The sequence below is a fragment of the Idiomarina aminovorans genome, from assembly GCF_023155095.1.
Lineage (GTDB): Bacteria > Pseudomonadota > Gammaproteobacteria > Enterobacterales > Alteromonadaceae > Idiomarina > Idiomarina aminovorans.
The window spans coordinates 297,018-322,074 of record NZ_JAKNDA010000002.1 but is presented as its reverse complement, the minus strand read 5'-3'; the positions used below and the strand labels follow the sequence as shown (position 1 = coordinate 322,074).

Annotated in this window: 24 protein-coding genes; 10 read left to right on the top strand and 14 right to left on the bottom strand. The window is 48.2% G+C overall.

From position 1 onward, the window contains the following. The first annotated feature begins 87 nt into the window (after positions 1-87). The 7 genes from folE2 (at position 88) to L8G48_RS05615 (ending at position 7,350) form a co-directional block, all read left to right on the top strand. Complete coding sequence (gene folE2, locus L8G48_RS05645) at positions 88-1,014, top strand: GTP cyclohydrolase FolE2 (RefSeq protein WP_248263629.1); 927 nt, start codon at positions 88-90, stop codon at positions 1,012-1,014. A gap of 92 nt (positions 1,015-1,106) precedes the next feature. After that, positions 1,107-1,658 (top strand): DUF2726 domain-containing protein, encoded by a 552-nt coding sequence (locus L8G48_RS05640; RefSeq protein ID WP_248263628.1) that lies wholly within the window; start codon positions 1,107-1,109, stop codon positions 1,656-1,658. Positions 1,659-1,693: 35 nt separating this feature from the next. Then, positions 1,694-2,650: a cobalamin biosynthesis protein CobD/CbiB gene (locus L8G48_RS05635; protein ID WP_248263627.1), complete on the top strand. Its 957-nt coding sequence runs from the start codon at positions 1,694-1,696 to the stop codon at positions 2,648-2,650. Positions 2,651-2,700: 50 nt separating this feature from the next. Then, positions 2,701-3,711 carry an adenosine kinase gene (locus L8G48_RS05630; RefSeq protein ID WP_248263626.1) on the top strand — a complete coding sequence of 337 codons (1,011 nt, stop codon included), beginning with the start codon at positions 2,701-2,703 and terminating at the stop codon, positions 3,709-3,711. Between the two features lie 45 nt (positions 3,712-3,756). After that, positions 3,757-5,136, top strand: a complete 1,380-nt coding sequence (ahcY, locus tag L8G48_RS05625; RefSeq protein ID WP_248263625.1) for an adenosylhomocysteinase — start codon at positions 3,757-3,759, stop codon at positions 5,134-5,136. Continuing rightward, the gene (locus tag L8G48_RS05620) at positions 5,136-5,717 is read left to right on the top strand and encodes a GNAT family N-acetyltransferase (protein WP_248263624.1); all 582 of its coding nucleotides are present in this window, start codon (positions 5,136-5,138) and stop codon (positions 5,715-5,717) included. Before ahcY ends, L8G48_RS05620 begins: the two co-directional genes overlap by 1 nt. A 313-nt stretch (positions 5,718-6,030) precedes the next feature. Next, positions 6,031-7,350, top strand: coding sequence for an NAD(P)/FAD-dependent oxidoreductase (locus tag L8G48_RS05615; RefSeq protein ID WP_248263623.1), 1,320 nt, complete (start codon positions 6,031-6,033; stop codon positions 7,348-7,350). A gap of 353 nt (positions 7,351-7,703) precedes the next feature. On the opposite strand, the gene L8G48_RS05610 is transcribed toward L8G48_RS05615, so the two are convergent. From L8G48_RS05610 to rplU, 8 genes are all read right to left on the bottom strand, one after another. Continuing rightward, positions 7,704-8,849, bottom strand: a complete 1,146-nt coding sequence (locus L8G48_RS05610; protein WP_248263622.1) for an ABC transporter permease — start codon at positions 8,847-8,849, stop codon at positions 7,704-7,706. Further along, on the bottom strand, positions 8,849-9,583 hold the full coding sequence (locus tag L8G48_RS05605; RefSeq protein WP_248263621.1) for an ATP-binding cassette domain-containing protein: 735 nt from the start codon (positions 9,581-9,583) through the stop codon (positions 8,849-8,851). The genes L8G48_RS05610 and L8G48_RS05605 overlap by 1 nt, the downstream gene beginning before the upstream one ends. 3 nt (positions 9,584-9,586) lie before the next feature. Then, positions 9,587-11,032 carry an alpha/beta hydrolase gene (locus L8G48_RS05600; protein WP_248263620.1) on the bottom strand — a complete coding sequence of 482 codons (1,446 nt, stop codon included), beginning with the start codon at positions 11,030-11,032 and terminating at the stop codon, positions 9,587-9,589. A gap of 148 nt (positions 11,033-11,180) precedes the next feature. Further along, positions 11,181-11,555 (bottom strand): DUF3718 domain-containing protein, encoded by a 375-nt coding sequence (locus L8G48_RS05595; RefSeq protein ID WP_248263619.1) that lies wholly within the window; start codon positions 11,553-11,555, stop codon positions 11,181-11,183. Between the two features lie 110 nt (positions 11,556-11,665). After that, a complete protein-coding gene (folA, locus tag L8G48_RS05590) occupies positions 11,666-12,166 on the bottom strand; it encodes a type 3 dihydrofolate reductase (protein WP_248263618.1) in 501 nt (166 codons plus the stop codon). 71 nt (positions 12,167-12,237) lie between these two features. Further along, positions 12,238-13,392: an Obg family GTPase CgtA gene (cgtA, locus tag L8G48_RS05585; RefSeq protein ID WP_248263617.1), complete on the bottom strand. Its 1,155-nt coding sequence runs from the start codon at positions 13,390-13,392 to the stop codon at positions 12,238-12,240. 116 nt (positions 13,393-13,508) lie between these two features. Continuing rightward, positions 13,509-13,766 carry a 50S ribosomal protein L27 gene (gene rpmA, locus L8G48_RS05580; protein WP_248263616.1) on the bottom strand — a complete coding sequence of 86 codons (258 nt, stop codon included), beginning with the start codon at positions 13,764-13,766 and terminating at the stop codon, positions 13,509-13,511. 15 nt (positions 13,767-13,781) lie between these two features. Then, on the bottom strand, positions 13,782-14,093 hold the full coding sequence (gene rplU, locus L8G48_RS05575; RefSeq protein ID WP_248263615.1) for a 50S ribosomal protein L21: 312 nt from the start codon (positions 14,091-14,093) through the stop codon (positions 13,782-13,784). Positions 14,094-14,285: 192 nt separating this feature from the next. On the opposite strand from rplU, the gene ispB reads away from it, so the two are divergent. Further along, the gene (ispB, locus tag L8G48_RS05570; protein ID WP_248263801.1) at positions 14,286-15,257 is read left to right on the top strand and encodes an octaprenyl diphosphate synthase; all 972 of its coding nucleotides are present in this window, start codon (positions 14,286-14,288) and stop codon (positions 15,255-15,257) included. Between the two features lie 249 nt (positions 15,258-15,506). On the opposite strand, the gene L8G48_RS05565 is transcribed toward ispB, so the two are convergent. Next, positions 15,507-16,409: a hypothetical protein gene (locus L8G48_RS05565; protein ID WP_248263614.1), complete on the bottom strand. Its 903-nt coding sequence runs from the start codon at positions 16,407-16,409 to the stop codon at positions 15,507-15,509. 452 nt (positions 16,410-16,861) lie between these two features. Then, positions 16,862-17,794: a malate dehydrogenase gene (mdh, locus tag L8G48_RS05560; RefSeq protein ID WP_248263613.1), complete on the bottom strand. Its 933-nt coding sequence runs from the start codon at positions 17,792-17,794 to the stop codon at positions 16,862-16,864. A gap of 187 nt (positions 17,795-17,981) precedes the next feature. Between mdh and argR the strand changes: the two genes are divergently transcribed. Beyond that, on the top strand, positions 17,982-18,455 hold the full coding sequence (gene argR / locus L8G48_RS05555) for a transcriptional regulator ArgR (protein WP_248263612.1): 474 nt from the start codon (positions 17,982-17,984) through the stop codon (positions 18,453-18,455). Here argR and L8G48_RS05550 read toward each other — a convergent pair. After that, positions 18,431-19,405 (bottom strand): Dyp-type peroxidase, encoded by a 975-nt coding sequence (locus tag L8G48_RS05550; RefSeq protein ID WP_248263611.1) that lies wholly within the window; start codon positions 19,403-19,405, stop codon positions 18,431-18,433. The two genes, argR and L8G48_RS05550, sit on opposite strands and share 25 nt — an antisense overlap. Positions 19,406-19,521: 116 nt before the next feature. Between L8G48_RS05550 and L8G48_RS05545 the strand changes: the two genes are divergently transcribed. Further along, positions 19,522-21,264, top strand: coding sequence for a DUF885 domain-containing protein (locus L8G48_RS05545; protein WP_248263610.1), 1,743 nt, complete (start codon positions 19,522-19,524; stop codon positions 21,262-21,264). Positions 21,265-21,554: 290 nt separating this feature from the next. On the opposite strand, the gene L8G48_RS05540 is transcribed toward L8G48_RS05545, so the two are convergent. From L8G48_RS05540 to acnB, 3 genes are all read right to left on the bottom strand, one after another. Next, the gene (locus L8G48_RS05540) at positions 21,555-21,887 is read right to left on the bottom strand and encodes a hypothetical protein (RefSeq protein WP_248263609.1); all 333 of its coding nucleotides are present in this window, start codon (positions 21,885-21,887) and stop codon (positions 21,555-21,557) included. Between the two features lie 9 nt (positions 21,888-21,896). Continuing rightward, entirely contained in the window at positions 21,897-22,157 is a 261-nt protein-coding gene (locus L8G48_RS05535; RefSeq protein ID WP_248263608.1) for a type II toxin-antitoxin system Phd/YefM family antitoxin, read from the bottom strand. Between the two features lie 276 nt (positions 22,158-22,433). Then, the gene (gene acnB, locus L8G48_RS05530; RefSeq protein ID WP_248263607.1) at positions 22,434-25,022 is read right to left on the bottom strand and encodes a bifunctional aconitate hydratase 2/2-methylisocitrate dehydratase; all 2,589 of its coding nucleotides are present in this window, start codon (positions 25,020-25,022) and stop codon (positions 22,434-22,436) included. Positions 25,023-25,057: the final 35 nt, after the last annotated feature.

Sequence of the window (25,057 nt, the reverse complement as noted above, 5' to 3'; positions counted from 1 at the left end):
CGATATAATGCCCATTTTCAGACTGAGCCTCTTTGATCAAGATCAACTCGGCCAGACAATATTCACGAGACTTGGAGTTCACAACGAATGCCAACAGTTATGCCCGACATAGCCAACCAAACGCAGGCCCAAACAGAAGGAGCCCTGGATTGGGTTGGCATGAGCAATATAGAAGTCCCATTGATGGTGGCCGCAGCCGGTGCGTCCGAACGCCCTGTAGCAGCCCATGTGGAAGCTTTCGTCAACCTAAAAAACCCGAAAACTAAGGGTATTCATATGTCTCGCTTATACTTATTGCTGGACAAAATGTCGACCGAAGGCGAGCTCAGTCATGGTTCGATGAAGCAGTTACTGAATGACTTTATCGAAAGCCATAAAGACATCAGTGATCAGGCTTTTATTAAATTTGATTTTGACTATCACTTACGCCGTAAGTCGCTAGTCAGCAAAAAGCAGGGCTGGAAAGCCTACCCAGTCAGCTTGACTGGTCGCTACGATGCCGGTCAGCTTAAGCTGGAACTGTCGGTTGACGTACCATACTCATCAACCTGCCCGTGTTCAGCAGCCTTGGCACGTCAGCTCATTCAGGATGCCTTTAGCGAAAAATTCGCTGGTCAGGAACAAATAGATTCTAACATTCTGCATGAATGGTTAGGCTCAACCGAAGGTATTGTTGCGACACCACACAGCCAACGCTCCATTGCTGAAGTGAAAGTAGCCTTAAGCGAGAGCGTTAACGACTTTCCTATCGTGGAATTAATTGACGCTGTTGAAGGCGCCCTTAAAACGCCGGTACAAGCGGCTGTTAAGCGTGAAGATGAGCAAGAGTTTGCGCGGTTAAATGGTCAGAACCTGATGTTCTGCGAAGACGCATCACGTCGCTTGCAACACCAGTTAAATCAAATGACTCACTTCCGTGACTTCTGGTTACGGGTTAATCATTACGAGTCACTGCACGCACACGATGCGGTCAGTGTAACGACAAAAGGTGTTCCGGGTGGTTACTCCGCATAATCAGGCTTCAATAAATTTCCATTATTGGCTATTAGTGGCATAGCTTTTGCTTCACACCTCACAGAGCGTCAATTTTCTGATGAGGTGTGAAAATGGAAATTATCCTATTATTGTTTGTTGTAGTACTAATTGCTGTCGCTATTATTGCCAGCCGCATGTCCGAAAATTATGTTCCCTACCCGTATAAGCTGAAAGATGTTGCCTTGTGCACCGCCCAGGAGGATCAATTTCTGACGCTGCTGGAAAAATCTGTCGGCAGTGATTTCAGAATTTTCACCAAGGTTCGCTTAAGCGATATTGTTTCGGTACGCTCCGGGTTATCGGCAACCGCTCGCAAAGACGCTCAGAACAAAGCCAGTCAGCGCATTCTTGACTACGTGTTGTGTGATATTCACACCATGGAAATTAAAGCCGCCGTTGAACTGGAATCCGCTCAATCGTCACTGAATCAGCAAAAGCGTAACCTATTTCTAAAAAATACCTTTGCCGCCGCCGGTTTGCCGTTCCTGCGGTTTAAAGCTAAGCCCGGATACCGCCTGGCCGAACTGCACGACTATATTCATGGTAAAATTCGTCAGGCCGAACACGTTCGTGCGGCAGTACCCACCAATAAAGATAAGGACAACCAGCCAATTGCAGCGTGATTGCCCAGTGATGCACTCCATGGCAGTATAGTGCCATGAATACTGAGTTATTAGCCCAACTGTTGACATCCCCTATTGCTCTGGCTCTGCTGGCTTTGCTGGTAGAGCGCTGGTTTCCCTGGCCTGAACAATGGCATCCATTTGCCGTTTTGCGGCTAATGGCTTCCTATATGAGCGGCAAGGTTAACCCACCCGGCCGCTCTGTCAGTCAACAACGACTGGCCGGTTTTTTGGCCTGGCTAACCCTGTCGTTGCTGGTGTTATTACCCGCCGCTATTGTTTTTGCCGGGGCTGAGCTTTCTTTAGCCATTGGCTGGCTAATATTGTTGGTCAGCTTACGCCAACAGCCGGTGGCGCACGCCGTTAAATTAGCCGATAACCACTTGCAGTGTGGCCGAAAAAACGCCGCCCGGGCCTGGCTAAGCCGAATTACCTGGCGCGATTGTGACTTACTCAGCAAACACGGAATTGCGAAAACCAGCCTGGAACTGCGTGCAGCCAGCATTCTGGAACACCGCTTTACTCCTTTGCTATTTTGGTTTGTTGGCGGCCCGCTGGCAGCTCTTGGCGTGCGTGCGATAGCGGAACTGACACAGGTGTGGCCGGTGGCGCAGGCGCGCTATCGGCAATTCGGCCTGACTACACACTGGCTTTACACCCTGACGCACTTCTTCCCTTCTTTCTTTTTGTCGCTGGTTGCCCGTTTGATGACGCTGTTTCAGCCCAACAAACCAAAGTTACAGCCACTGCAGCGAAATCTTCTGTTTCCGACCGTGCTGCTGAGCTGGCTACAAAGCTTCAGTTACTGTCACAGGGTGACTCTGGGCGGGCCTATACAAGTTGAGGGGATACGCTTAGCAAGACAACGTTTTGACGGACGCCCGGCCGAGTTGTTATTGCCCAGAGCCCGCCGTTGGCAAAGGCAATGGCAATTCTTTTTCGTTAGTTGTCTGGTTATTGCATTTTTTGCCCTGTTCATTTATCGACCCTGACCCACTCATCAGGTATACTACACGCCCTAATAGGGCAACCATTTGATACTATGAAAACCATTGATGTAATCGGCATTGGCAATGCGCTGGTGGACCAAGAGTTTGAGGTCACTGAAGACTTCCTGAAAAAGCACAATTTAAAAAAAGGCATGATGGAGCTTATTGACGAGGATGCTCAAAACACTCTGATTGCCGAACTGAGTGAACTGGGCGAATTAAAGAAACAGTCCGGCGGTGGTTCAGCAGCCAACTCGCTGGTGGCTTTTGCTCAGTTTGGCGGTAAAGCCTACTATTGCTGCAAAGTTGCAGACGACGAAGCGGGCATGTTCTACCGTCAGGATTTAGAACAAATAGGTATCGAAACCAATCTAAAACAGCAGCAAAACATTGGTATTACCGGCCACTGCCTGGTCATGGTAACCCCGGATGCTGAGCGAACTATGCGCACACATTTGGGTATTACTGCCGACTTATCCACCGTTGAAATTGATGACGCTGCAATTGCCGCGTCAAACTATCTTTATATTGAAGGGTATTTAATTACTTCTGAAATTGCCCGCGGTGCGATTCAGCACGCCAAGAAAGTGGCTCGCGAAAACGACACCAAACTGGTAATGACCTGCTCTGACCCTGCTATGGTGAAATTTTTCCGCGACGGCATAGACGAAATACTTGATGGTGGCGTGGACTTAATGTTCTGCAACCGTGAAGAGGCCGAATTATTAACGGGCAAAGACGATCCTCAGGCGGCTTTATCCGTATTACTAAAACAAGCAGATACGGTTGCTGTCACTTTGGGTAAAGATGGCGCCTTAATTGCTAACCACGAACGCCAGATTCACGTTCCGGGCGTTCCGGTAAAAGCCATTGATACTAATGGTGCCGGGGATATGTTCGCCGGTGCTATGCTCTATGGTTTAACACGCGATATGTCGTTGGAAGACGCTGGGCGTTTAGCCAGCCATGCAGCAGCCGAGCTGGTTACTGAATTTGGCGCACGGTTAGATAAACAACGCCAACAGCAATTAATTGAACGAGTTATTAATACTGAAAACGTTTGAATTTATTAAAATTCACTGAAAAAATCACTGAAGAAGAGAGTCACTATGAGTGCAGAAAATTCACAAGACTATAAAGTTGCAGACATTAGCTTAGCCGAATGGGGTCGCAAGGAAATTGCGATTGCTGAGTCTGAAATGCCGGCGTTGATGACCATTCGTCGCAAATACGCTGACAGCAAACCCTTGGCCGGTGCGCGCATCATTGGGTGCATTCACATGACCATTCAAACTGCCGTATTGATTGAAACACTGGTGGAACTCGGTGCAGAAGTACGTTGGTCGTCGTGCAACATATTCTCTACTCAGGACCACGCTGCAGCAGCAATGGCAGCCGCCGGAGTACCAGTATTTGCCTGGAAGGGTGAAACCGAAGAAGAATACGAATGGTGCTTAAAGCAAACCTGTCATAAAGATGGTGAGCAATGGGATGCCAACATGATTCTGGATGACGGCGGTGACTTAACCCTGATGATCCACGATGAATTCCCGCAAATGCTGGACAAAATACACGGTATTACCGAAGAAACCACCACCGGCGTTCACCGCCTGCTGGATATGCTGGAAAAAGGCACGTTAAAGGTTCCTGCCACTAACGTTAATGACGCAGTAACTAAGTCTAAAAACGACAACAAATACGGTTGCCGCCACTCGCTGAACGATGCCATTAAACGTTCTACTGACCATTTATTATCAGGTAAGAAAGCCTTGGTTGTTGGTTACGGCGATGTCGGTAAAGGTTCAGCAGCCAGCCTTCGTCAGGAAGGCATGATTGTTAAAATCACAGAAATTGACCCAATTTGTGCAATGCAAGCCTGCATGGACGGTTTTGAAGTGGTTTCTCCTTACCTTGACGGTAAAAACACCGGTAATGGCGAGAACATTAACAAAGACCTACTCGGCAATACCGACCTGATTGTTACCACAACCGGTAACATGGACGTCTGTGATCGCTACATGCTGGCAGCACTTAAACCAACCGCTTTGGTTTGCAACATTGGCCACTTTGATAACGAAATTGATACGGCCTTTATGCGCAAAAACTGGCGCTGGGAAGAAATTAAACCACAGGTACACAAAATTTACCGCTCTGACGATGACAACGATTATCTGATTCTATTAGCCGAAGGTCGTCTGGTGAACTTAGGTAACGCAACCGGTCACCCCAGCCGTATTATGGATGGTTCTTTTGCCAACCAGGTGCTGGCGCAGATTCACTTGTTTAAACAGAAGTTTGCGGACATGGACGCCAAGCAACAGGAAGAATTCCTGCGTGTTGAAGTTCTGCCAAAACAACTAGACGAAGAAGTTGCGCGTTATATGGTGCAGGGCTTTGGTGGTGTTATCACTAAGCTGACGGCGGATCAGGCTGACTACATTCACGTGGATGCAGAAGGTCCATTTAAGACCGACGAATATCGCTACTAATGAGCGATATCATTTATCGTCAAATAACGGCTGCCGATTCGGCGGCCGTTATTGATCTGGCCAATGAAGTTCATGGTGACAACTACCTGAACGAGGACAGTTTTCAGCAGTATTTGGCTAGCGGAACGGTGGGCGATGTGCAGTTAAACTGGATTGCTCTGCAAGATGACACGCCGTTAGGCATACGCCTGACACTTGCACCCGGGCAATGGCCAATTGATGATTTTTGCAGCCCCGACGCCTGGCCACTTTCGGCCGATAAACTGTGCTATTTTAAGTGTGCCGCGGTATCAGAAAAAGCACGGGGTTCAGGCATAGGCAAAGAGCTGCTGTATCGCAGTATTGAAGCAGCGAAACAGCTCGGTTGCCAGGGTGGCGTTGCCCACATTTGGATGCAAAGCCCCAATAACAGTGCCTACGAATATTTTACCCGCTGCGGTGGCGAAATGATCAAGCAGCACGAAAAGCGCTGGTACAAAGCCTCAATAGAAGACGGCTACTACTGCCCCGTCTGCGACGGCACCTGCTACTGCAACGCCGGCGAAATGCTGCTGCGGTTTGATACGCAAGGCGCCAGGTAGCGAGCGCTGAGGTTACAATTAGCACTGGGTGGCAGGCTGCTCACTTGTTTCGCTTGAGCATTGAAGGCTTCTGTGGCGGAGACGCAACAAGCTCATCCATGAGGGCTTGACGAAGGCCATCCTTGGCCTTCGACACTCCGCCACAGAAGCCTTCAACACTCATAACGCTCACAAGTGAACAACCTGCCACCTTAGCTACTCTTATAACGGCTCAGAACCGCATTATAATCTGGGGAGGAAGAGAGTGAGCGCGCCAGCTCTTGTAACCTCAGCGCTCGCTTTCTTCCTTCTCCGCTTTATCAGGTAGGTGATTATGTATGATCCTTTGATTAATTCTCCTCCGGGGCCACATAATGCGCCTGAGGCCAGTTATTGGCAGCAGCATACTCAGGCTAATTTTCCGGCTTGTACAGAGGCACCGGAGGAAGTTGAGTTTGCGATTATTGGTGCAGGTTATACAGGGTTAAATGCGGCCCGGGTTTTGGCTGAAAGCGGGCATTCAGTGGCTGTTTTTGAGGCTAATCAGCTGGCCTGGGGTTGTTCTTCGCGTAATGCCGGTTTTGTGATGAAAAGTACCGGTCGCTTAGGGTTGTCAGCCTGGGCTGAGCGCTTAGGTAACAATATGGCTCGCGGTATTGCAGACGAGCATCAACAAGCACTGCAATTAGTCGAGGAAACGTTGCTTGAATGCCCACAGCAGTGTCAGCGCCAAAACGGGGGTTACCTGAAAATTGCTCACAAACCCGCTGCTGTTGAGCCTTTAAAGCAACAATACGAGCAGTTAAAGCGGTTTGAGCAGCCGGTGGAATGGCTCTCTCGAGATCAACTGACGGATATAATCTCCAGCCCGCAGGCGCACGCGGCTTTGCGCTTTACCGACTGTTTTGCTCTGAACCCCATGTTACTGGCTGCGGCTACAGCACGACGGGCCGCTGCAGCGGGGGCACAATTAGTCGAGCATTGCCCGGTGAATGCGGCGAGTTCGCTGGGTCGAAAAGGGGTATACCTGCAAACGTTAAAAGGCCTTGTACGTGCCCGTAAGCTGTTAGTGTGTTCTAACGGCTATAGCTCACAACAACTCTTGCCTGACCTTGCCAGTTGTTCGCTGCCAGTATTGTCGAGCATTATTACCACACCGCCTCTGAGTCAGAAACAAATAGAGCGCATTAAACTGTCGCCCCAATACGCCATCATGGATACACGCATTCTGAAATATTACTTTCGCTTGTTGCCGGACAACCGCTTATTGTTTGGTGGTCGCGGTGCCATTCAAGGCAAGAATGCAGCAGACCCCGTTTATGCCAGGCGCCTGCTACACGCTCTGCATCAAACCTTCCCGCAACTGCGTGATGTTAATAAATGGGAACACTTCTGGAGTGGCTGGGTCAGTGTATCGCTGGATGACTACCCTCGAATAGGCAAAATAAAAGATAATATCTACGCCAGTATGGGCTACTGCGGTGCTGGTGTAAGCTTTACCGCACTAGCCGGACAGCGGCTGGCAGAAGCCGCTATGGGAAAATCTCTGCCGCAACTCCCCTACTACCAGTCTCAACTAAAACCCTTCCCTCTGCCCCGCTTCCGCCGCCTCGGCCAATGGCTCTACTACCACTACGGCCGCTTAAGAGATTAACACCGGGGGCAGGTTGCTCACTTGTTTCGCTTGAGCATTGAAGGCTTCTGTGGCGGAGACGCGACGAGCTCATCCATGAGAGCTTGACGAAGGCCATCCATGGCCTTCGACACTCCGCCACAGAAGCCTTTAACACTCATAACGCTCACAAGTGAACAACCTGCCCCTGGTCATTCCGAATAAAATGATTATGGCATTAGCGTTGTTGGATAGTGAGCGCGAATAACGGTTACAGAGGGCTATTGTGGAGGTGTGCAGCGCCATGGATGGCGCTGCCCAAGCCCTACAGGGATGTATTCACGGGCGTCCTCCGCAATAGCCCTTGTAACCTCTGCGCTCGCTATTCAACGACGCTACAGGCCGAAGACTATTTTTTCGCTTTTGAGCATTCGGGCGATGTATTTCATCAGTAGCAAGGCAACTGCCAGGGTGGCAACTGCGCTTATTACGGTTCCCATCACGTTTACGCTCTCGCCGCGTATCAGTGACAGAAAAGCCTGATGCTGACCGGTTAATGGCAAGTAGTAGAGAATGGGGTTTTTAAGACGCGCGAACTCGACACCGAAAGAGGCGGCCATTGGAATAATAAGTAGGAAACTAATATAGGTTTGTGCTTCTTTGAAGTTCTTTGCCCGAAAGGATACGAACAGTTGCAAAGCGGTAGCAAATAAAGCCAGCGGCACTAGCAAGATAAACATCAGCACCATCATGCCGACACTGAAGTTCACGTTCATGCCTATTTCGTGCAAAGGCACGTACGCAAAAATAATGGGAATAAGCACCAGCGACAATATAGCACCAAACAGCGAAAACGAGGTGGCGGTAAGTGCTTTGCCGGTGACAATGTCCCAGGTACTCAACGGTTGACTCAACAGAAATTCCAGCGAGTTACGTTCACGTTCACCGGCACTAATATCTATTGCTACGTTCATACCGGACCAGAACACCGATAAAATAATAAACACCAGCACACTGCCCATAATCAAAGCCGCTTTTGAACCGCGAGTAGCCAAGTCTTGTTTCTGCAACTGTAACGGCTGAGTTACCCGAGGATCAATACCACGTAAGGTCAGACGATACGCTGTAATTTGACTGGAGTACGCCTGTACCGCCTGCTCGACTCGCTTAATATCGGTTTGCTGCTTTTGCGCTGACCAGTCAGCACGTAAGGTTACTTCCACCGGCTCTGCTTTTTTAAGGCTTTGCTGCCAGTTTTCCGGCAGGGTTAGTACAATGGGGGTTTTGGTTTTCGCCCAGTCATCTTGTTTAGCGACAACACCCCGTTCACTTAAAAAATCAACGAATTGAGGGGCGTGCTCCTGCCCTTTAATCGTGATCTCAACATCGGCCTGATCGGTCAGCTGTGTTATCAGGAAGAAGAAGGCTACCGCCATTAGCAGCGGACCAAAAAAAGCGTAAGACATGGCCGCCAATACAGAACGTCTGTCCCGAATCGCGTCGCGAAATTCTTTTTTCCATACAGAGGTTAACGCACTCATCAGGCTGCTATCCCCTCGTCAGTACCAATAATTTTCACGAACGCATCTTCCAGTTGTTGTTCACCGGCCATGTCGCACAGTTCCTGCGGCGTTCCTTCGGCGGCAACTTTACCATTTGCCATAACCACGACTCGGTCGCACAGTGCAGCTACTTCTTGCATCACATGGCTGGAAAACAAAATACAGGTACCCTGAGCACGCTGCTCGCGCAAAATGTCGCGCAAAATTCGGGTACTCATAACATCCAGTCCCCGGCTTGGCTCATCAAGAATTAAATGCCTGGGGCTGTGCACCAGCGCCTGCGCCAATGCAACTTTCATTCGCTGTCCCTGTGAAAAACCGGCCATACGGCGGTCGGTCAGTTCTTTTATATCAAGCTTTTCGATCACCTTTGCAACAGCCTGCTTTTGCTCTTTGCCTTTTAGTCCGTGCAGTCCCGCAAAATAAGCAATTTGCTCACGTACCGTTAAACGTTCGTACAAACCAAATTTATCGGGAAATATTCCCAGATTACGGCGTGCATCAATCGGGTTCTGATTGGCATCTACTCCTGCAATTTCAGCTTTACCGGTATTGGACTGTAATAATCCGTAAATAATACGCAGACAAGTTGTCTTACCGGCGCCATTAGGACCCAGTAACCCGGTAATTTCGCCATCTTTTGCCTGGAAAGAGAGTGAGTCGAGCGCCTGCACATTTTTGAATGATTTTGTCAGTGCATCTACATTTATCATGTTTTATAGCCCCGCTGCATTCTGGTTCAGCACAAAGGGTTTAAGCCTTTGTTCTTTTAAACAGCTGCCGTCAATATTCTCAACAGAACCTTGTTCAATGAAGTCCGCAATAAGTTTATTAGCGCAGGTGTGACTGGCAATAGTATGACCCGCGTTCCGCGCAACCAGGTGCTTACTGTTGGGCAAGGTCCGGTGAGCTATTTCACCCCATTCAGGCGGTGTCACCGGATCTAACTTGCCGGATAATAACAACACCGGCTTGTTGCTGACGACAGGATCCGACCAGTAGCCGGGCACACTCGATGAGCGCCAGCCCGAGCACATATCAACGAAAGCATCGCCGGTACGGCTGCCAATAAACCGATTATTGCCATCTTGCTCAAGCAATTCAGAGGTTGCTCGTGGTAAATCTTCAGAACACACAACAGAGAGCATTAACCCTAAATAGATACTACTCTGAGACAAGGTACCGCCCATTAGCCCTAATATGGGGTGATAGTTCCCGGATGCAGCCGAATGAATAGCATAAGGCAGTAGTTGACGAGTATTGGGATGATACAAAGCAACTCGCATAATTGAACTGAAGCGTCCCGGCGTCAGCTTGATTTGCAGCGGTTCAAACGACAACGGGTCGCGGGTTTCCAGTAAGATATCCTGAGCTTCAAGCTCAGTCATAACCTCGTAGTATTCCTGTTCAAGGTTTGGAAACTTCTCACCACAGAGGCTTTGCTCTGAGCAGTCTTCCAGCATGGCATCAAATGCGCTGGCACCGTGCTGTCCAAAAGGCCCGATAACCACCTGCGGTGGCGCAATGGCATCCAGCGCTGCGGAACGAACCGACTCCGGCGCTTCGCGTAAATAAGTCAGTCCGACACGAGTCCCGTAAGAGGCGCCATACAGATTTAGTTGCTCGATACCTAAGTGTTGTCGTACACGTTCCAAATCTTTTACGGCGTTAACCGTGTGATATTGAGTGGTGTCGGTGTCCGGGTACTGCTGAAGGCATTCGCGGCTCAAGGCCTGCAAGTCTTGTTCGTCGTCGGAACGGATCAACTCGTCGGGGCGTTCAATCTCACACTCAAGTGGGTGACTTTTGCCGGTACCACGCTGATCAATCAGCAGAATATCGCGCTTTTCGCGCACCGCTTTAAACATCCGCGCTATCATTGGTGCCAACTCAGTCGCAGCCTGCCCGGGGCCACCAGCCAAAATCAACATAGGGTCGGGTTGTGCTCCTTCCTGCACGGCCGGCAGCACCGCATAATGAATACCTATATGTCTGCCCTCAGGCTGCTCATAATTCTCAGGCACTGACACCACACCGCAGCGCAGCTGTTCCTGTACACCGGGCAAATAACAACTTGCAGCTTCAGTGGTCTCTGTCTGCGCCTGGCTGACTTGCGGGAGTATTCCCAGCAACAGTAGCGATAATACCATCCATTGTTTCATAGCGATTCCGTTTATAGACGTAACGAGCCTATTGTCGTAGAGAACAGGGGAGAATTACAAGGTAAGTGTCTGATTGAATTGTTAGAAGATGTAAAAAAACCCGCAAAACAGTTTGCGGGTTTTCAATAAGGACGAAATCTATTTTTAGTTACAGACCCGCGCGTTCTTTAATCGCTGAAGCAATTGCGCTGCCGCCGTGACCATTAGCCTGAGCCCATTCATAATCGCCGGAGCTTTTTAACTCATCGACGGAAAGACGTCCAACAATGAATTCGCCAATATCTTGTGAACCGTTTGCCATAGCAAACTGCAGTAAGCTTTGACCATTACACTTAATGCCGGTGTAGATATCGCGTACGCGGACACGAGAATCGCGCAATTTTTTACGCATACGCATAGTGTCATCACCCTGTACGTATGTGCACAAGCTTAAGGCTAATTCATTGGCTTCTGCGCTTTTTGAAAAAGTTGCGCCTGTTGCTGCAACTGCAGCCATCACGGCTCCTAATACAATCGCTTTCATCTAAAACCCCATCACAAGATTGCTCAAAAATTCATCACAATGATACTACGAACTCAAGCCCTCTGCAATGGGCTAAAATTGCTGTAAGTATCTGATTTTATAACTTCTTATTAACTTACCTTATCGAAAATAAGCGTACTAAAGTTATGTGAGTTACGCTCATCGGCGGCAAATTTTTGCCGCTCTACCTCTTGCCAGTCGGCGACTTGGTAATAGTCAGGAAAGTAGGTATCGCCGTCAACATTTAGGTCAATTTTAGTAACATATAAACGGTCTGCCAGGGCTAAAAAACTTTCATAAATTTTTCCGCCGCCTATAACCATGAGTTCATCAACAGGGCCTGCCGCCGCTATGGCTTGTTGCACTCCTGACACCCAAATGACCTGACTGTCCTCATTTTCCGAACAATTCGTTCGATGACTTAGAACGATATTTTTTCGTCCGGGCAACGCACGCCCAATTGATTCAAAGGTGCGCCGACCCATAACAATTGGCTTACCTAAGGTAATTTTTTTGAAGTACTGCAGCTCATCAGGAAGATGCCATGGCATTTTATTGTCTTTTCCAATGACCCGATTATCTGCCATTGCCACTACAAGCGAGATCTTCATTCGACCATATCCTTCGTTCGTAACCTGACGTTTACGTCAGGATCCATATCTCACCTGACATGAATGTCAGGCTACTTCTGATAAATCACTTCAACATCATGATCATCATCGTCGTCATCATCTTCATCATCGAGTTCTTGTTCGAGAACTTCTTCGTGGTAGGAGTCCCACATAAACTCCACTGGGTCTGCTTCTTCATGTTGTTCAGTACTCGGCGCAGGGAGAGTTTCCAGATAGGCTATTATTTCCCGACAAAGATCATCACTACCACGGCCTTCTAAAGCCGCAATCTGAAATACCGGACCCTCCCAGTTAAGTGCTTTAACCAGCTCATCGACTTTTTCCTGAACGTCTTCGTTAAATAGCAAATCGACTTTATTAATAACCAGCCAACGCGGTTTTTCTACCAGTTTCGGACTGTATTTTTCCAGTTCGCTGATGATAATACGCGCCTGCTCGGCAGGATCAGTTTCATCAAACGGCGCTAAATCAACTAAGTGCAACAATAAGCGGCAACGCTCTAAGTGCTTCAGAAATTGTATGCCAAGCCCCGCACCTTCGGCCGCACCTTCAATAAGCCCCGGGATATCAGCAATAACAAAGCTTTGATGCGGCGCAGGACGCACCACACCTAAATTAGGTATTAACGTAGTAAACGGATAATCAGCAACTTTTGGCCGCGCAGCAGATACAGAACGAATGAATGTTGATTTTCCGGCATTTGGCATACCCAGCAGACCCACGTCCGCTAACAGCATAAGTTCCAGTTTCAACGGCCGAACTTCGCCCGGTGTACCATCGGTTTTCTGCCGTGGTGCGCGGTTAATACTGCTTTTAAAACGCGTATTACCTAAACCGTGGAAGCCGCCTTTAGCTACCATTAAACGCTGACCGTGTTGTGTCAGATCGCCAAGAACCTCGCCAGTGTCGACATCGGTAGCACGCGTACCCGGAGGAACAGGCAACACGATATCTTTACCGCGCCTACCGGTGCAGTTTTTGCCCATACCGTTTTGTCCGCGTTCAGCTTTATGAAAACGTTCAAAACGATAGTCAATCAGGGTATTCAGATTCTCATCGGCCTGTAAATAGACGTCACCGCCATCACCCCCATCGCCGCCGTCGGGGCCGCCTTTGGGAATGTATTTTTCGCGGCGGAAACCGATACAACCATTACCACCGTCACCCGCGTCTACGCGAATTTCTACTTCATCAACGAATTTCATCGCAATCTGCTACTTATCACTTATAGAGTACTGTGCAAAATTCTAGCACATATGAAAAAGCCCCGCCGTAAGGCAGGGCTTTCAGAACCGAAACTTTTCAGTTTATGTTTACGTTATTAGTCAGTAATAACACTCACAAATTTACGGTTTTTGCTGCCCTTCACTTCAAAAGACACTTTGCCTTCTGAGGTTGCAAACAATGTGTGGTCTTTACCAATACCGACATTAGTTCCAGCGTGGAACCTAGTACCACGTTGACGAACCAGGATGTTGCCTGCCAATACAGACTCACCACCGAAGCGCTTAACACCGAGACGTTTACTCTCTGAGTCGCGACCGTTTTTAGTAGAACCACCAGCCTTTTTATGTGCCATGTCGTTACTCCTTAATTAGCTGTTGATACCAGTGATTTTCACTTCTGTGAACCACTGACGATGGCCTTGTTGACGACGAGAATGCTTACGTCGACGGAACTTGACGATTTTAACTTTATCGCCACGACCGTGATCAATCACTTCCGCTTTCACTTTACCACCGGATACGAACGGAGCACCGATGTTTGCATCGTTGCCGTCAGAAACCATCAAAACCTGGTCGAATTCAACTACATCACCGGTAGCTGCTTCCAGTTTTTCCAGGCGGACGATTTGGCCTTCAGACACACGGTGCTGCTTACCGCCACTTTGGAATACTGCGTACATATTATTCTCCACAACCCTATTGGGCATCCAAATTCAAATCAGGCCGCGAATTGTACGTAATCCAATCAGCGATCGCAACCCTTAATTTGAACTTAAAGCCACCGCCACATAACCCGGTTTGAGTTTCCGAGCGGTTATAAATAGTGTACCATCTGTTTTCCGTTAAATTTTGTAAATAAACAGATATCTATGATGGATATGCAGTCCATTAACGCATTAGCCAAAGATGATATGCTTGGTGTTAATGCCTTAATAGGTGAACAACTTCAGTCCGATGTTGCCCTAATTAACCAGTTAGGTCTTTATATTGTCAATAGTGGCGGTAAACGCTTACGTCCGCTGCTTGCCATATTAGCTTGTCGGGCTTTGGGTTATAGCGGCAACGATCATCGTAAACTTGCTACGATCATTGAGTTTATTCATACCGCGACACTGTTGCACGATGATGTCGTTGACGAGTCAGAATTGCGCCGCGGACGTAAAACCGCTAATGCGGTGTTTGGCAATGAAGCCAGCGTATTAGTGGGCGACTTCCTTTATACCCGCGCTTTCCAGTTAATGGTCGATTTAGATTCCCTGCGGATATTACGTATTTTAGCGGATGCCACCAATATTATTTCTGAAGGCGAAGTGTTGCAGTTAATGAACTGTAATGACCCGGATACCTCAGAGGCCAGCTACTTCAATGTGATATACGGTAAAACCGCGAAACTGTTTGAGGCGGCAACTGAACTGGCCGGCGTGTTAACCGGGCAGGACAAGAAAGTGACTCAGCAACTGGCCGATTATGGTCGCTACCTGGGTACCGCGTTTCAGTTAGTAGATGACCTACTCGATTACACCGCAAACAGCGATTCTATGGGTAAAAATGCCGGTGATGACTTAGCCGAAGGTAAGCCAACGCTGCCATTGTTATATGCCATGTGGCACGGCAACGACACTGAACAACCGTTAATCCGTGAAGCTATTGAGCAAGGCGACGGACGTGAGCACTTACAAACCGTGCTGAGCGCTATGGAGCGCACCGGCGCGTTGCAATATACCCGCGACAAAGCTTTAGAAGCTTCTGAACAAGCACGAGAATCCTTAAACGAACTCCCCGACTCCGACTATAAACAAGCCCTGCTCACCCTACCCCATCTGGCCGTCGACCGGGTCGCTTAGGCGAAGGAAATGCCTTGGGGGATCGGGTTCTGTTTCGGAGGACGCCCGTGAATACATCCCTGTAGGGCTTGGGTAGCCCCATCCATGGCGCTACACACCTCCAAAACAGAACCCGATCCCCCAAGGCATTTCCAATCAACGTTGCGGCCTTCAACACTCGTAACGCTCACAAGTAAGCAACCTGCCCCTTTTTAACCATTTCCTAGCCTGATAACTAAACTTCTGGTAAATGTTCTGGGTCTAATTGTTTTATCTACATTGAGCAGTACATTCCCAGCGTTCTTCAGATATTAGGCGACATGAACTAGTACATGACTGACCTGGGCCTGCCCTTCCGTTAAAATCAATTAACCAGTAATAATTCATATACTTTTCAAAATCTGCCAAATGCTCTGAGTCACGGATGTTATATACGCCCCCAGGGCTTGAGTTTGATTTTGTTGCAATATCATTACCACCTTCATCAACACCTTTATTAACGATAAAAGTTTTTGAATCAACATCGTACTCAGCAATAACATAGGAGCCATCAGCAAATTCTATCGTGGGAGTGAAAGTTAAAATGCTTAAGTCTGCGTGTATATTTACTCCTTGCCCAAAAGATATATCAATGGCATTTACGGTGTCATTCCATGATTCACTAAACTTCATATAGTTAGGGTATAGTATCGTGAGCCGATCATATGTTTGTCTACGCAAAGACGAGTTTGACATGAAGTCGTAAGCATTTATCGGGTCATAATCAGCAGTTGTGTACTGCATATTCTTAACTACATTCTGGGACACAGAGTCAAAATCAATATGTTCAAATTTAATATTGTCAGAATTAAAATCACTCTTCACATCATTAATATATTTTTCTTTATAGGACACAGTCTCAGAGAATGTTCTTTTTATCTCTTCAGGAACTGGAATCGGGGTTGCAGTAAAAACATCGATATTATCCTCAATTACAGACTTTCTTATGCTGTAAGCAGATACACTTGCTTTTATAGAGTCAACAACTACAACCGTAGCACCATTCACCATAATGCTTTCTGCAGTTCGCCGTGACTGAAAATCAGAGCAATCATTACAAGACTTAACAATAGTAGATGCTTGTGACGAAAAGCTCATGAGTACAATAAAACAGCCCCAAAATATCCTAGCCATTTCTCCATCCTCTTCACATGCCGTAGTACTAAAAACACCGTTTGGTAACTCTAAGATACTAGCGTACTTAATTGACCAAATCTATATGTTAATTAATTGTATGACGAAAAATAAAGAACAAACCTAAGGTTCCCTCCACCTAGCTTTCAGATTAACGCCTTTCCAAAAAAAAGGCATGTAATTGGCATAACGATTACACGCTATATCCAATGATCTGTGTCGATTGAAATACTTAAGCGCAAGTCTAGAAAAAATGCCGAGGAGTATTGGCGAAAAGCCTTTGCAGGTTATCTGGAGATAGCCTGATGTTCACATCAGGTGAGATGTGCAAATTACCAACCGAAGAGCAAACCTGACGTAAACGTCAGGCTACGCGTCTTTCGGAAGGTAACCTGCAATGGCCAGCCAATGCTGGCCTGCCCCAATATTTTCAGAGGCGGATTGCTGAAGGCTTAGTTGGCGAAGTCGATGCCGGTCTGGATGTCGCCTTTCAGGCCTTCCAGCATGTCGTCCATACATTTTTGTTCAAATGTACTTAACTTGCCATAAGACAGAACTTCTTCAGCCCCATTTTTGCCTAAACGTACTGGCTGCGCAAAGAACTTAGCGTTATCGCCAGGGCCTTCTACGTAGGTGCACTCAACCGTGTCCTGGCCTTGTAAGCCTTTTAGCAGTGACAAGCAAAAGCGTGCTGCTGCCTGACCCATAGAAAGGGTTGCTGAACCACCGCCGGCTTTGGCTTCAACCACTTCGGTACCAGCGTTCTGGATGCGGTGAGTTAAGTCTTTAATTTCTTGCTCGGTAAACTCAACACCTTCAACCTGAGACAGCAATGGCAGAATGGTTGTGCCGCTGTGGCCGCCAATAACCGGTACATTCACGTTTTCGGGGTTTAAGCCGCGCAGTTCGCCAACAAACTGTTCTGAGCGAATAACGTCCAGTGTGGTCACACCAAACAATTTACGCTTGTCATAGCAACCTGCCTGCTTCAGTACTTCGGCAGCGATTGGAACTGTGGTGTTTACCGGGTTAGTAATGATACCAACACAAGCGTCGGGGCAGTTGTCTGCAACGCCTTGTACTAAGTTTTTAACAATGCCCGCGTTCATATTGAACAGATCAGAGCGGTCCATACCTGGCTTACGTGGGACACCAGCCGGAATTAATACGATATCGCTACCAACCAATGCTGACGCAAGGTCGTCTTTACCGAAGCCTGTGACTTTAACGTCGGTAGGAATGTGGCTCAAATCCACCGCTACACCCGGAACTACTGGCGCAACGTCATACAGCGATAATTCTGAACCGGCTGGTAATTGGGTTTTCAGAAGCAATGACAATGCCTGGCCGATACCACCGGCCGCACCTAATACGGCTACTTTCATCTCAGACTCCGTTTTTGTTGATCAATTTAAACTGCGTAAAAATGCAGAATTTAGAGCAAAACTGTACTCTTATATCGCTAAAAATACAACTTTACCGACTACGCATTCAGGGCTCGAACAGCGCCTGTGAATACAGTACACTAGTGCTTATTATAGCATGTCACCGGTATAGGGATTAAATACGATCATGGTGCAGGACACGTTACTTGAAGCTTTTAAAACTTTGCTCCGCGAAGAACGTTACGGCTCGCAGGGAGAAATCGTTAACGCATTGAAAGCCGGGGGGTTTGACAACATCAGTCAGTCAAAAGTGTCGCGCATGCTGAGCAAACAAGGGGCGGTTCGCACCCGCAATGCCAAGCAGGAAATGGTCTACTGCTTACCCCCTGATTTAGCAGTACCTTCTACCCGCGCCCCATTGAGCCAGCTTGTACTGGATATTCAGCATAATGATGTGATGGTTATTATTCGTACGAGCCCCGGAGCCGCTCAATTAATTGCCCGATTACTTGATTCCGTCGGTAAAAAGGAAGGCGTGCTGGGCACTATTGCGGGGGACGATACCATTTTTATTGCGCCACTTAAGGTTGCGGATATCGACTTCACACTGCAAAAAGTCCGGGAGTTATTTGCTACTCAGGCGGTACTGCCTTCTTCGTAGTCTGACACTTCAGAATCATGCGCCGGTATGTCTTTGTTGTTTGCCATAAAGCGTATTGAGGGGACAAAGAAACTGGAGCAGGACACTGCCTGAGAATAGTCCAGTAATGGGTCGTAAGCGCCTTGTTCGTCGGCGTAGTAACGACTCTTCAGCCACTGCACGACCTGTTTAGGCGTATGACTAAAATACATTGCCAACAGCCCTTGTTCGCGCAAATCTCCCCACGGCATATTCTGCCGTAACAGCGCAATAGGCTGCTCGTCATCACCCATTAAACGGCTTTTAGCAGCGTGCGTTACGCCTTCAATTCTGGCTTCTGACAGTCGAGCTCCGGATACCTTTTCGCGCCCCATTAATTGCTCTTGTTTTTCCGGCCCCAGGTAGTCCCAGCGGCGCAGGTCATGACGAAACTTTTGTACCAATAAATAACTGCCGTCAACAAAGTCCGTGTCGTCTTTTTCGTCTATTAATGCCACCTTGCGTTTACGCATCGCTCTGGGGTTATCCGGTGCGTCGATAAAACCGGTTAAGTCACGCCCGTCCAGATAACGGAATGAACGAATTTGTTCGACCACTTCAATGTCATAACCAAACCATTCGACTAGAGTACGCCCGGCCAGGTAGTTGGCGTCAAAACGGTCGCAGCGAACTTGAATGATAAGATCGTAGGGGTGTCTTGCCGCTTCACGGTCGCCGTCGGACAGTTCAGGAAAGGCCTGCAGATGCAGTGGCCGTTTATGCGGGTATAATACATCCCAATAATCAGCACCGATAGCGACAAAGCCGGTTAACATGCCTTCAGAAAAACGGGCGTCAAGATCGCGTAAAATGGCTGGAAAACGAGCTAACTTGCGACGCAAACTTTCAACGTCGTCGCTCATGACGTGACAAAACAATGTCAGACCATGCAGATTCGGTTCCGCGTAGACTCCTGACTGAGCTTTATCCACCCTATTCTCCCGTTTAACTGTTATTTTTGTGGGTTCGTTCTATTCGCTTTTACATTAATTAGCGTAAGAGGCATTATAGAATGCCTGTATTCGTTATGACACCGCAAGGAAAAATCATGCGTAATCTGATACTTATTTTTGGTTTGCTGGGCCTGACAGCCTGTGCAACCACAGCAAACAACCAGACTGAGCGCAACACCGCTCAGCAACAAACTCCAGCGACTGAGTTTCACCAGCTGGCTGACACTATCTGGGAAGGACTGAATAAGTCCAGTGATACCGAACTGACTGATATGTCACCAGAAGCATTAGAACAACGCTACCAACAGCGCTCGGCATGGCTTGAGCAGCTGAACGCTATTAACCTTAAAGCGCTCAGCCGGGATGATCAAATTAACCATGCCATGATCCACTACACATTAAAGAACAAAGTGGATGAATACCGCTTTAAAGCCCACTATATGCCGTTAACAGCAGAAGGCGGTTTCCATAGCTCTTTAGCTTTTATGCCTTCTTACACGTCGTTTTCATCGGCTGAAGACTATCAGAATTACATTGCCAGGATACGCTCTATTCCCCGTTATATGGAACAGCAAACACATTGGTTACGTAAAGCTATTGAAGAAGGTTATACCCAACCGGCGGCGGCTATGGCCGGATTTGAAGAGAGCATACTGGCGTATATTGTGCAAAGTGCTGAAAACAGTGTGTATTTCTCGCCGTTTTCTCAGCAACCCGATTTTATTGATAACCAACAATGGCAGCAATTGAAAGAAGATGCACTAACCGCCATTGATAACCAGGTTATGCCCGCTTACGACGACTACTTTACCTTTATGGTCACCGAATATCTGCCAAACGCTCGTGACACTATTGGTGCCAGCGAACTGCCAAATGGTAATGACTTTTACCAGAACCGTATTAAGCACTACACTACGCTGGATATGACCGCCGACGAAATCCATAAAATTGGTTTGCAGGAAGTTGCGCGTATTCACGGTGAAATGCTGGAAGCCATTGAGTCGACCGATTTTGACGGCAGCTTTGACGAGTTTGTCGAATTTTTACGGACCGACGACCAGTTTTACCCGGAAACCGCGGAAGAGTTGCTGCAATACGCCGCCTGGATAGCGAAGAAAATGGACGGCGAATTACCCAAGTTCTTTAAAACCTTGCCTCGCAAACCATACGGCATTTCACCGGTTCCTGCCGAAATTGCACCTAAGTACACCACCGGTCGCTACTCGGGCTCCAGTCGTGACGACCGCGCGGGCTTTTACTGGGTCAATACCTACGCATTGGATCGCCGTCCGTTATACCAGATGGAAGCGTTAACACTGCACGAAGCCGTACCCGGGCACCACTTACAAAATGCCATTGCGGGCGAGATGAAAGACTTACCGGAGTACCGCCAACAAACCTATATTTCTGCGTTCGGTGAAGGCTGGGGGCTGTATTCTGAGTACTTAGGCTTAGAAGCGGGCTTTTATAAAGACCCATACAGCAACTTTGGTCGCCTGAGCTACGAAATGTGGCGAGCCGCGCGTTTAGTAGTAGACACCGGTATGCATGCCAAAGGCTGGAGCCGTGAGCGCGCCATGGAATTCATGGCTAATAACACGGCATTGTCACTGCATAACGTCAAAACCGAAATTGACCGGTACATCACCTGGCCGGCACAGGCACTTTCGTACAAGCTGGGCGAACTGACTATTAAGCGTTTACGCGCTGAAGCTGAGCAACAGTTGGGTGATAAGTTCGACATACGTGAGTTCCACGATGCGCTACTTGAAAACGGCAGCGTGCCACTGAAAGTACTGGAACAACACATCAACGACTGGATAGCTGAACAGAAATAAAACAGAAGCCCCGCTATCAGGAAGACGCCTGCAAGTACATCCCTGTAAGGCTTGACTGGCGCCATCCTTGGCGCCAGACACTTCCTGATAGCGGGGCTTCTATTTGTTTATTTCTATCATTTTCAGGTCATCTATGGCCTTCGACACTCCGCCACAGAAGTACTCAACACTCATAACGCTTATAAGTGAACAACCTGCCCTATCGACTTACGCACACACGGCTGACCAACACAGAACAATGACGTATCAGTTTATGACGGAAAGATCTCACCTGATGCAATAGCATCAGGCTACCAAATTGTTATTTGGTAGAGCAGTTCCTGGATGTTTTGCTTCTGCCGCAAGAAAGCCATGACATAGCTCGTCCGGTCTTCCTCATTTAAACGAAATAAGAGCTTATAGTTATCCACTAGCACGACTCGATAGTCGGTGATACCCAGCGTTTCAAGCTCATGGGAAATGGGGAATTGCAAAGGGTTATCGCCGAATTTATTGGTGGCGAAATCAAGAAGTTGATGACCTAATCTAATAGCCTCTTTTTCACCAAGAAAAGCTTCCATATAGCGGGTTAAAGTGGCCAGTGTTTTATAACTGAGCTCGGTAAAATGAACATCGTAGTTCATAACTGAAGACTAAAGCTCAAACTTTTTTGTAATGAGTTCACGCGCTAACCTTTCTTTAGCTTCGCTAAGGGATAGCAAGTTTTGATTGCGAACATCTCTTTCAGCCAGATTCACCAGTTTAAGTGTCGCAATAGCTTCGTCCCGTTGCCGGGCACTTGCTTCCGATTCGATACGGTAGACAGGTTTGCCGCCTTGAGTGACCACAATAGGCTCCTCCACATCCAGCGATGCTGCATTTTGCTTAATGTAACTGATGGTTTTTATTTGCATGATTCTCTCCCGGCTGAACAGTCTAAATATAGACCACTAATAGACCACAGACAAGTTAAGTATCGTATCTGATGTGAACATCAAGCTGCTACAAACTGGGCACAAAAAAACCGCCGAAGCGGTTTTGGAGACATTAATGTGGGTAATGAGTGCGTTCAAGGGTTGCGAGGACTCTTAACGAGGTGTGCAGCGCCATGGATGGCGCTGCCCAAGCCCTACAGGGATGTATTTACGGGCGTCCTCGTAAAGAGTCCTTGCAACCTAAGCACTCACTCACTAAGCCACGTTAATGGTTGGGATGATGTTTTCCTTGGCCGCTTTTTCGGCGTCGCGGAAGGCATCCATTTGGTCAAAGTTCAGGTATTTATAAACTTCGCCAGCCATTGAGTTAATGTCTTGTGCATACTTAAGGTACTCTTCCGGGGTTGGCAGGCGACCGACGATAGCACCGACAGCCGCTAATTCAGCGGAAGTCAGGTAAACGTTGGCACCATCACCTAAGCGGTTCGGGAAGTTACGCGTTGAGGTAGACAATACCGTTGCGCCCGGTTCAACCCGTGCCTGGTTACCCATACACAGTGAGCAACCCGGCATTTCCGTACGAACGTCATTACGCTCATAAATCTCGTAGTAACCTTCGGCTTCCAGTTGCGCTTTGTCCATTTTCGTTGGTGGTGCAATCCACAAACGGGTATTCAATGGGTCAGAGTTTTTCTCTAACAGTTTACCCGCTGCACGGAAATGACCAATATTGGTCATGCACGAACCGATAAACACTTCGTCAACGTTATCGCCGGCCACTTCGCTCAGGAACTTAGCGTCGTCCGGGTCGTTCGGGCAACACACAATCGGCTCTTTAATATCGTTCAGGTCAATTTCAATAACCGTAGAGTAATCGGCGTTTTTGTCCGCACGAGTCAGCTGCGGGTTCTCTAACCAGTCTTCCATCTTACGGGCGCGACGTTCCAGCGTACGTGTATCGCCATAGCCTTCGTTGATCATCCAACGCAACATAGTGATGTTAGAACGCAGGTACTCAGCAACAGAGTCTTCTGACAGGTCAATGGTACAACCGGCAGCGGAACGCTCAGCAGAAGCGTCAGACAATTCAAAGGCCTGTTCAACAGTCAGGTGATCCAGACCTTCAATTTCTAAGATACGACCCGAGAAGATGTTCTTTTTGCCGCGCTTATCGACGGTCAGGTGACCTTCTTTGATAGCGAACGCAGGAATAGCATGTACTAAGTCACGCAGGGTAATACCCGGCTGCATTTCACCTTTGAAACGCACCAGTACTGACTCTGGCATATCCAGTGGCATAACACCGGTGGCTGCTGCGAAAGCAACCAAGCCAGAGCCTGCCGGGAACGAGATGCCCAGAGGGAAACGCGTATGCGAGTCACCGCCGGTACCAACAGTATCTGGCAATAACATACGGTTCAGCCAGCTGTGGATGATACCGTCGCCCGGACGTAAGCTGACACCGCCACGGTTCATGATGAAGTCGGGCAATGAGTGCTGAGTTTCAACGTCAACCGGTTTAGGATATGCCGCCGTGTGACAGAACGACTGCATGACCAGGTCAGAGTTAAAGCCAAGGCAAGCCAGGTCTTTTAGCTCGTCACGGGTCATAGGCCCGGTGGTGTCCTGAGAACCCACGGTAGTCATCTTAGGTTCGCAATAGGCACCCGGACGAACACCGTCCATACCACAAGCTTTACCCACCAGTTTCTGCGCCAGCGAGAAACCTTTACCGCTGTCGGCGGGTTGCTCTGGCTTACGGAACAAGTCTGATGGACCCATGCCCAGAGATTCACGCGCTTTTTCAGTCAGGCCACGACCAATGATCAGGTTAATACGGCCACCGGCGCGTACTTCATCTAAAATCACGCGAGAAGCATAATCGTATTCGGCAACGACTTCGCCCGCTTCATTTTCGATTTTGCCTTCGTATGGGTAGATAGTCAGCACATCACCCATGTTCATTTTTTCAACGTCGGCTTCAAACACCAACGCGCCTGCATCTTTCATGGTGTTGAAGAAAATCGGCGCGACTTTAGAACCAATACAGATACCGCCGGCACGTTTGTTGGGCGTGCCCGGCATGTCTTCACCAATGTTCCATAATACGGAATTGGTCGCCGATTTACGTGAAGAACCGGTACCTACCACGTCGCCAACGAAGGCAACCGGGTGACCCTTTTCTTTCAGCTCTTCAATCTGTTTGCCTGCATCGGTAATGCCTTCGCGTGGCATTTTAAACATCGCTTTAGCGTGCAGAGGAATGTCCGGACGAGACCAGGCATCTGGTGCCGGTGACAAGTCGTCGGTGTTGGTTTCGCCGGTCACTTTGAAGACAGTCGCTTTAATGGACTGAGCCAGCTCGTCACTGTTGGTAAACCATTCCGCGTTTGCCCAGGATTCAACGACTTGTTTGGCCAGTGCGTTACCGGCTTTCATTTTCTCTTCCACGTCGTGGAAAGCATCGAACATTAAGATGGTTTCTTTCAGTTCTTTTGCCGCTAATTCAGCCAGCTGAGAATCGTCCAGCAATTCCACTAAAGTAACGATGTTGTAGCCACCGTGCATGTTACCCAGTAATTTTACGGCGTATTCTTTACTGATAACCGGACTTTCGATTTCGCCCTTAACAACGGCGCTTAAAAAGCCTGCTTTAACATAGGCGGCTTCATCCACACCTGGCGGTACACGCTCGGCCAGCAGCTCAACCAGAGAATCTTCCTCGCCCGCTGGGGGATTTTTCAGTAGCTCTACTAAATCGGCGACTTGTTCGGCGTTTAATGGTTTCGGAGGGATGCCTTCTGCGGCGCGCTCTTCTACGTGCTGACGGTATTCTTTAAGCACTGATATTACCTCTCATTTGCTTGCATGAATTCTAG

What these genes read in the sequence shown, in the direction of transcription:
- L8G48_RS05640 (WP_248263628.1), top strand. Translation starts at nt 1,107, where the DNA reads ATGGAAATTATCCTATTATTGTTTGTTGTAGTACTAATTGCTGTCGCT.
- folA (WP_248263618.1), bottom strand. Translation starts at nt 12,166, where the DNA reads ATGAAGATCTCGCTTGTAGTGGCAATGGCAGATAATCGGGTCATTGGA.
- L8G48_RS05595 (WP_248263619.1), bottom strand. Translation starts at nt 11,555, where the DNA reads ATGAAAGCGATTGTATTAGGAGCCGTGATGGCTGCAGTTGCAGCAACA.
- folE2 (WP_248263629.1), top strand. Translation starts at nt 88, where the DNA reads ATGCCAACAGTTATGCCCGACATAGCCAACCAAACGCAGGCCCAAACA.
- L8G48_RS05605 (WP_248263621.1), bottom strand. Translation starts at nt 9,583, where the DNA reads ATGATAAATGTAGATGCACTGACAAAATCATTCAAAAATGTGCAGGCG.
- argR (WP_248263612.1), top strand. Translation starts at nt 17,982, where the DNA reads ATGGTGCAGGACACGTTACTTGAAGCTTTTAAAACTTTGCTCCGCGAA.
- L8G48_RS05565 (WP_248263614.1), bottom strand. Translation starts at nt 16,409, where the DNA reads ATGGCTAGGATATTTTGGGGCTGTTTTATTGTACTCATGAGCTTTTCG.
- L8G48_RS05615 (WP_248263623.1), top strand. Translation starts at nt 6,031, where the DNA reads ATGTATGATCCTTTGATTAATTCTCCTCCGGGGCCACATAATGCGCCT.
- L8G48_RS05540 (WP_248263609.1), bottom strand. Translation starts at nt 21,887, where the DNA reads ATGAACTACGATGTTCATTTTACCGAGCTCAGTTATAAAACACTGGCC.
- L8G48_RS05635 (WP_248263627.1), top strand. Translation starts at nt 1,694, where the DNA reads ATGAATACTGAGTTATTAGCCCAACTGTTGACATCCCCTATTGCTCTG.
- L8G48_RS05610 (WP_248263622.1), bottom strand. Translation starts at nt 8,849, where the DNA reads ATGAGTGCGTTAACCTCTGTATGGAAAAAAGAATTTCGCGACGCGATT.
- rpmA (WP_248263616.1), bottom strand. Translation starts at nt 13,766, where the DNA reads ATGGCACATAAAAAGGCTGGTGGTTCTACTAAAAACGGTCGCGACTCA.
- L8G48_RS05600 (WP_248263620.1), bottom strand. Translation starts at nt 11,032, where the DNA reads ATGAAACAATGGATGGTATTATCGCTACTGTTGCTGGGAATACTCCCG.
- ispB (WP_248263801.1), top strand. Translation starts at nt 14,286, where the DNA reads ATGGATATGCAGTCCATTAACGCATTAGCCAAAGATGATATGCTTGGT.
- L8G48_RS05630 (WP_248263626.1), top strand. Translation starts at nt 2,701, where the DNA reads ATGAAAACCATTGATGTAATCGGCATTGGCAATGCGCTGGTGGACCAA.
- cgtA (WP_248263617.1), bottom strand. Translation starts at nt 13,392, where the DNA reads ATGAAATTCGTTGATGAAGTAGAAATTCGCGTAGACGCGGGTGACGGT.
- rplU (WP_248263615.1), bottom strand. Translation starts at nt 14,093, where the DNA reads ATGTACGCAGTATTCCAAAGTGGCGGTAAGCAGCACCGTGTGTCTGAA.
- ahcY (WP_248263625.1), top strand. Translation starts at nt 3,757, where the DNA reads ATGAGTGCAGAAAATTCACAAGACTATAAAGTTGCAGACATTAGCTTA.
- L8G48_RS05545 (WP_248263610.1), top strand. Translation starts at nt 19,522, where the DNA reads ATGCGTAATCTGATACTTATTTTTGGTTTGCTGGGCCTGACAGCCTGT.
- mdh (WP_248263613.1), bottom strand. Translation starts at nt 17,794, where the DNA reads ATGAAAGTAGCCGTATTAGGTGCGGCCGGTGGTATCGGCCAGGCATTG.
- L8G48_RS05535 (WP_248263608.1), bottom strand. Translation starts at nt 22,157, where the DNA reads ATGCAAATAAAAACCATCAGTTACATTAAGCAAAATGCAGCATCGCTG.
- L8G48_RS05620 (WP_248263624.1), top strand. Translation starts at nt 5,136, where the DNA reads ATGAGCGATATCATTTATCGTCAAATAACGGCTGCCGATTCGGCGGCC.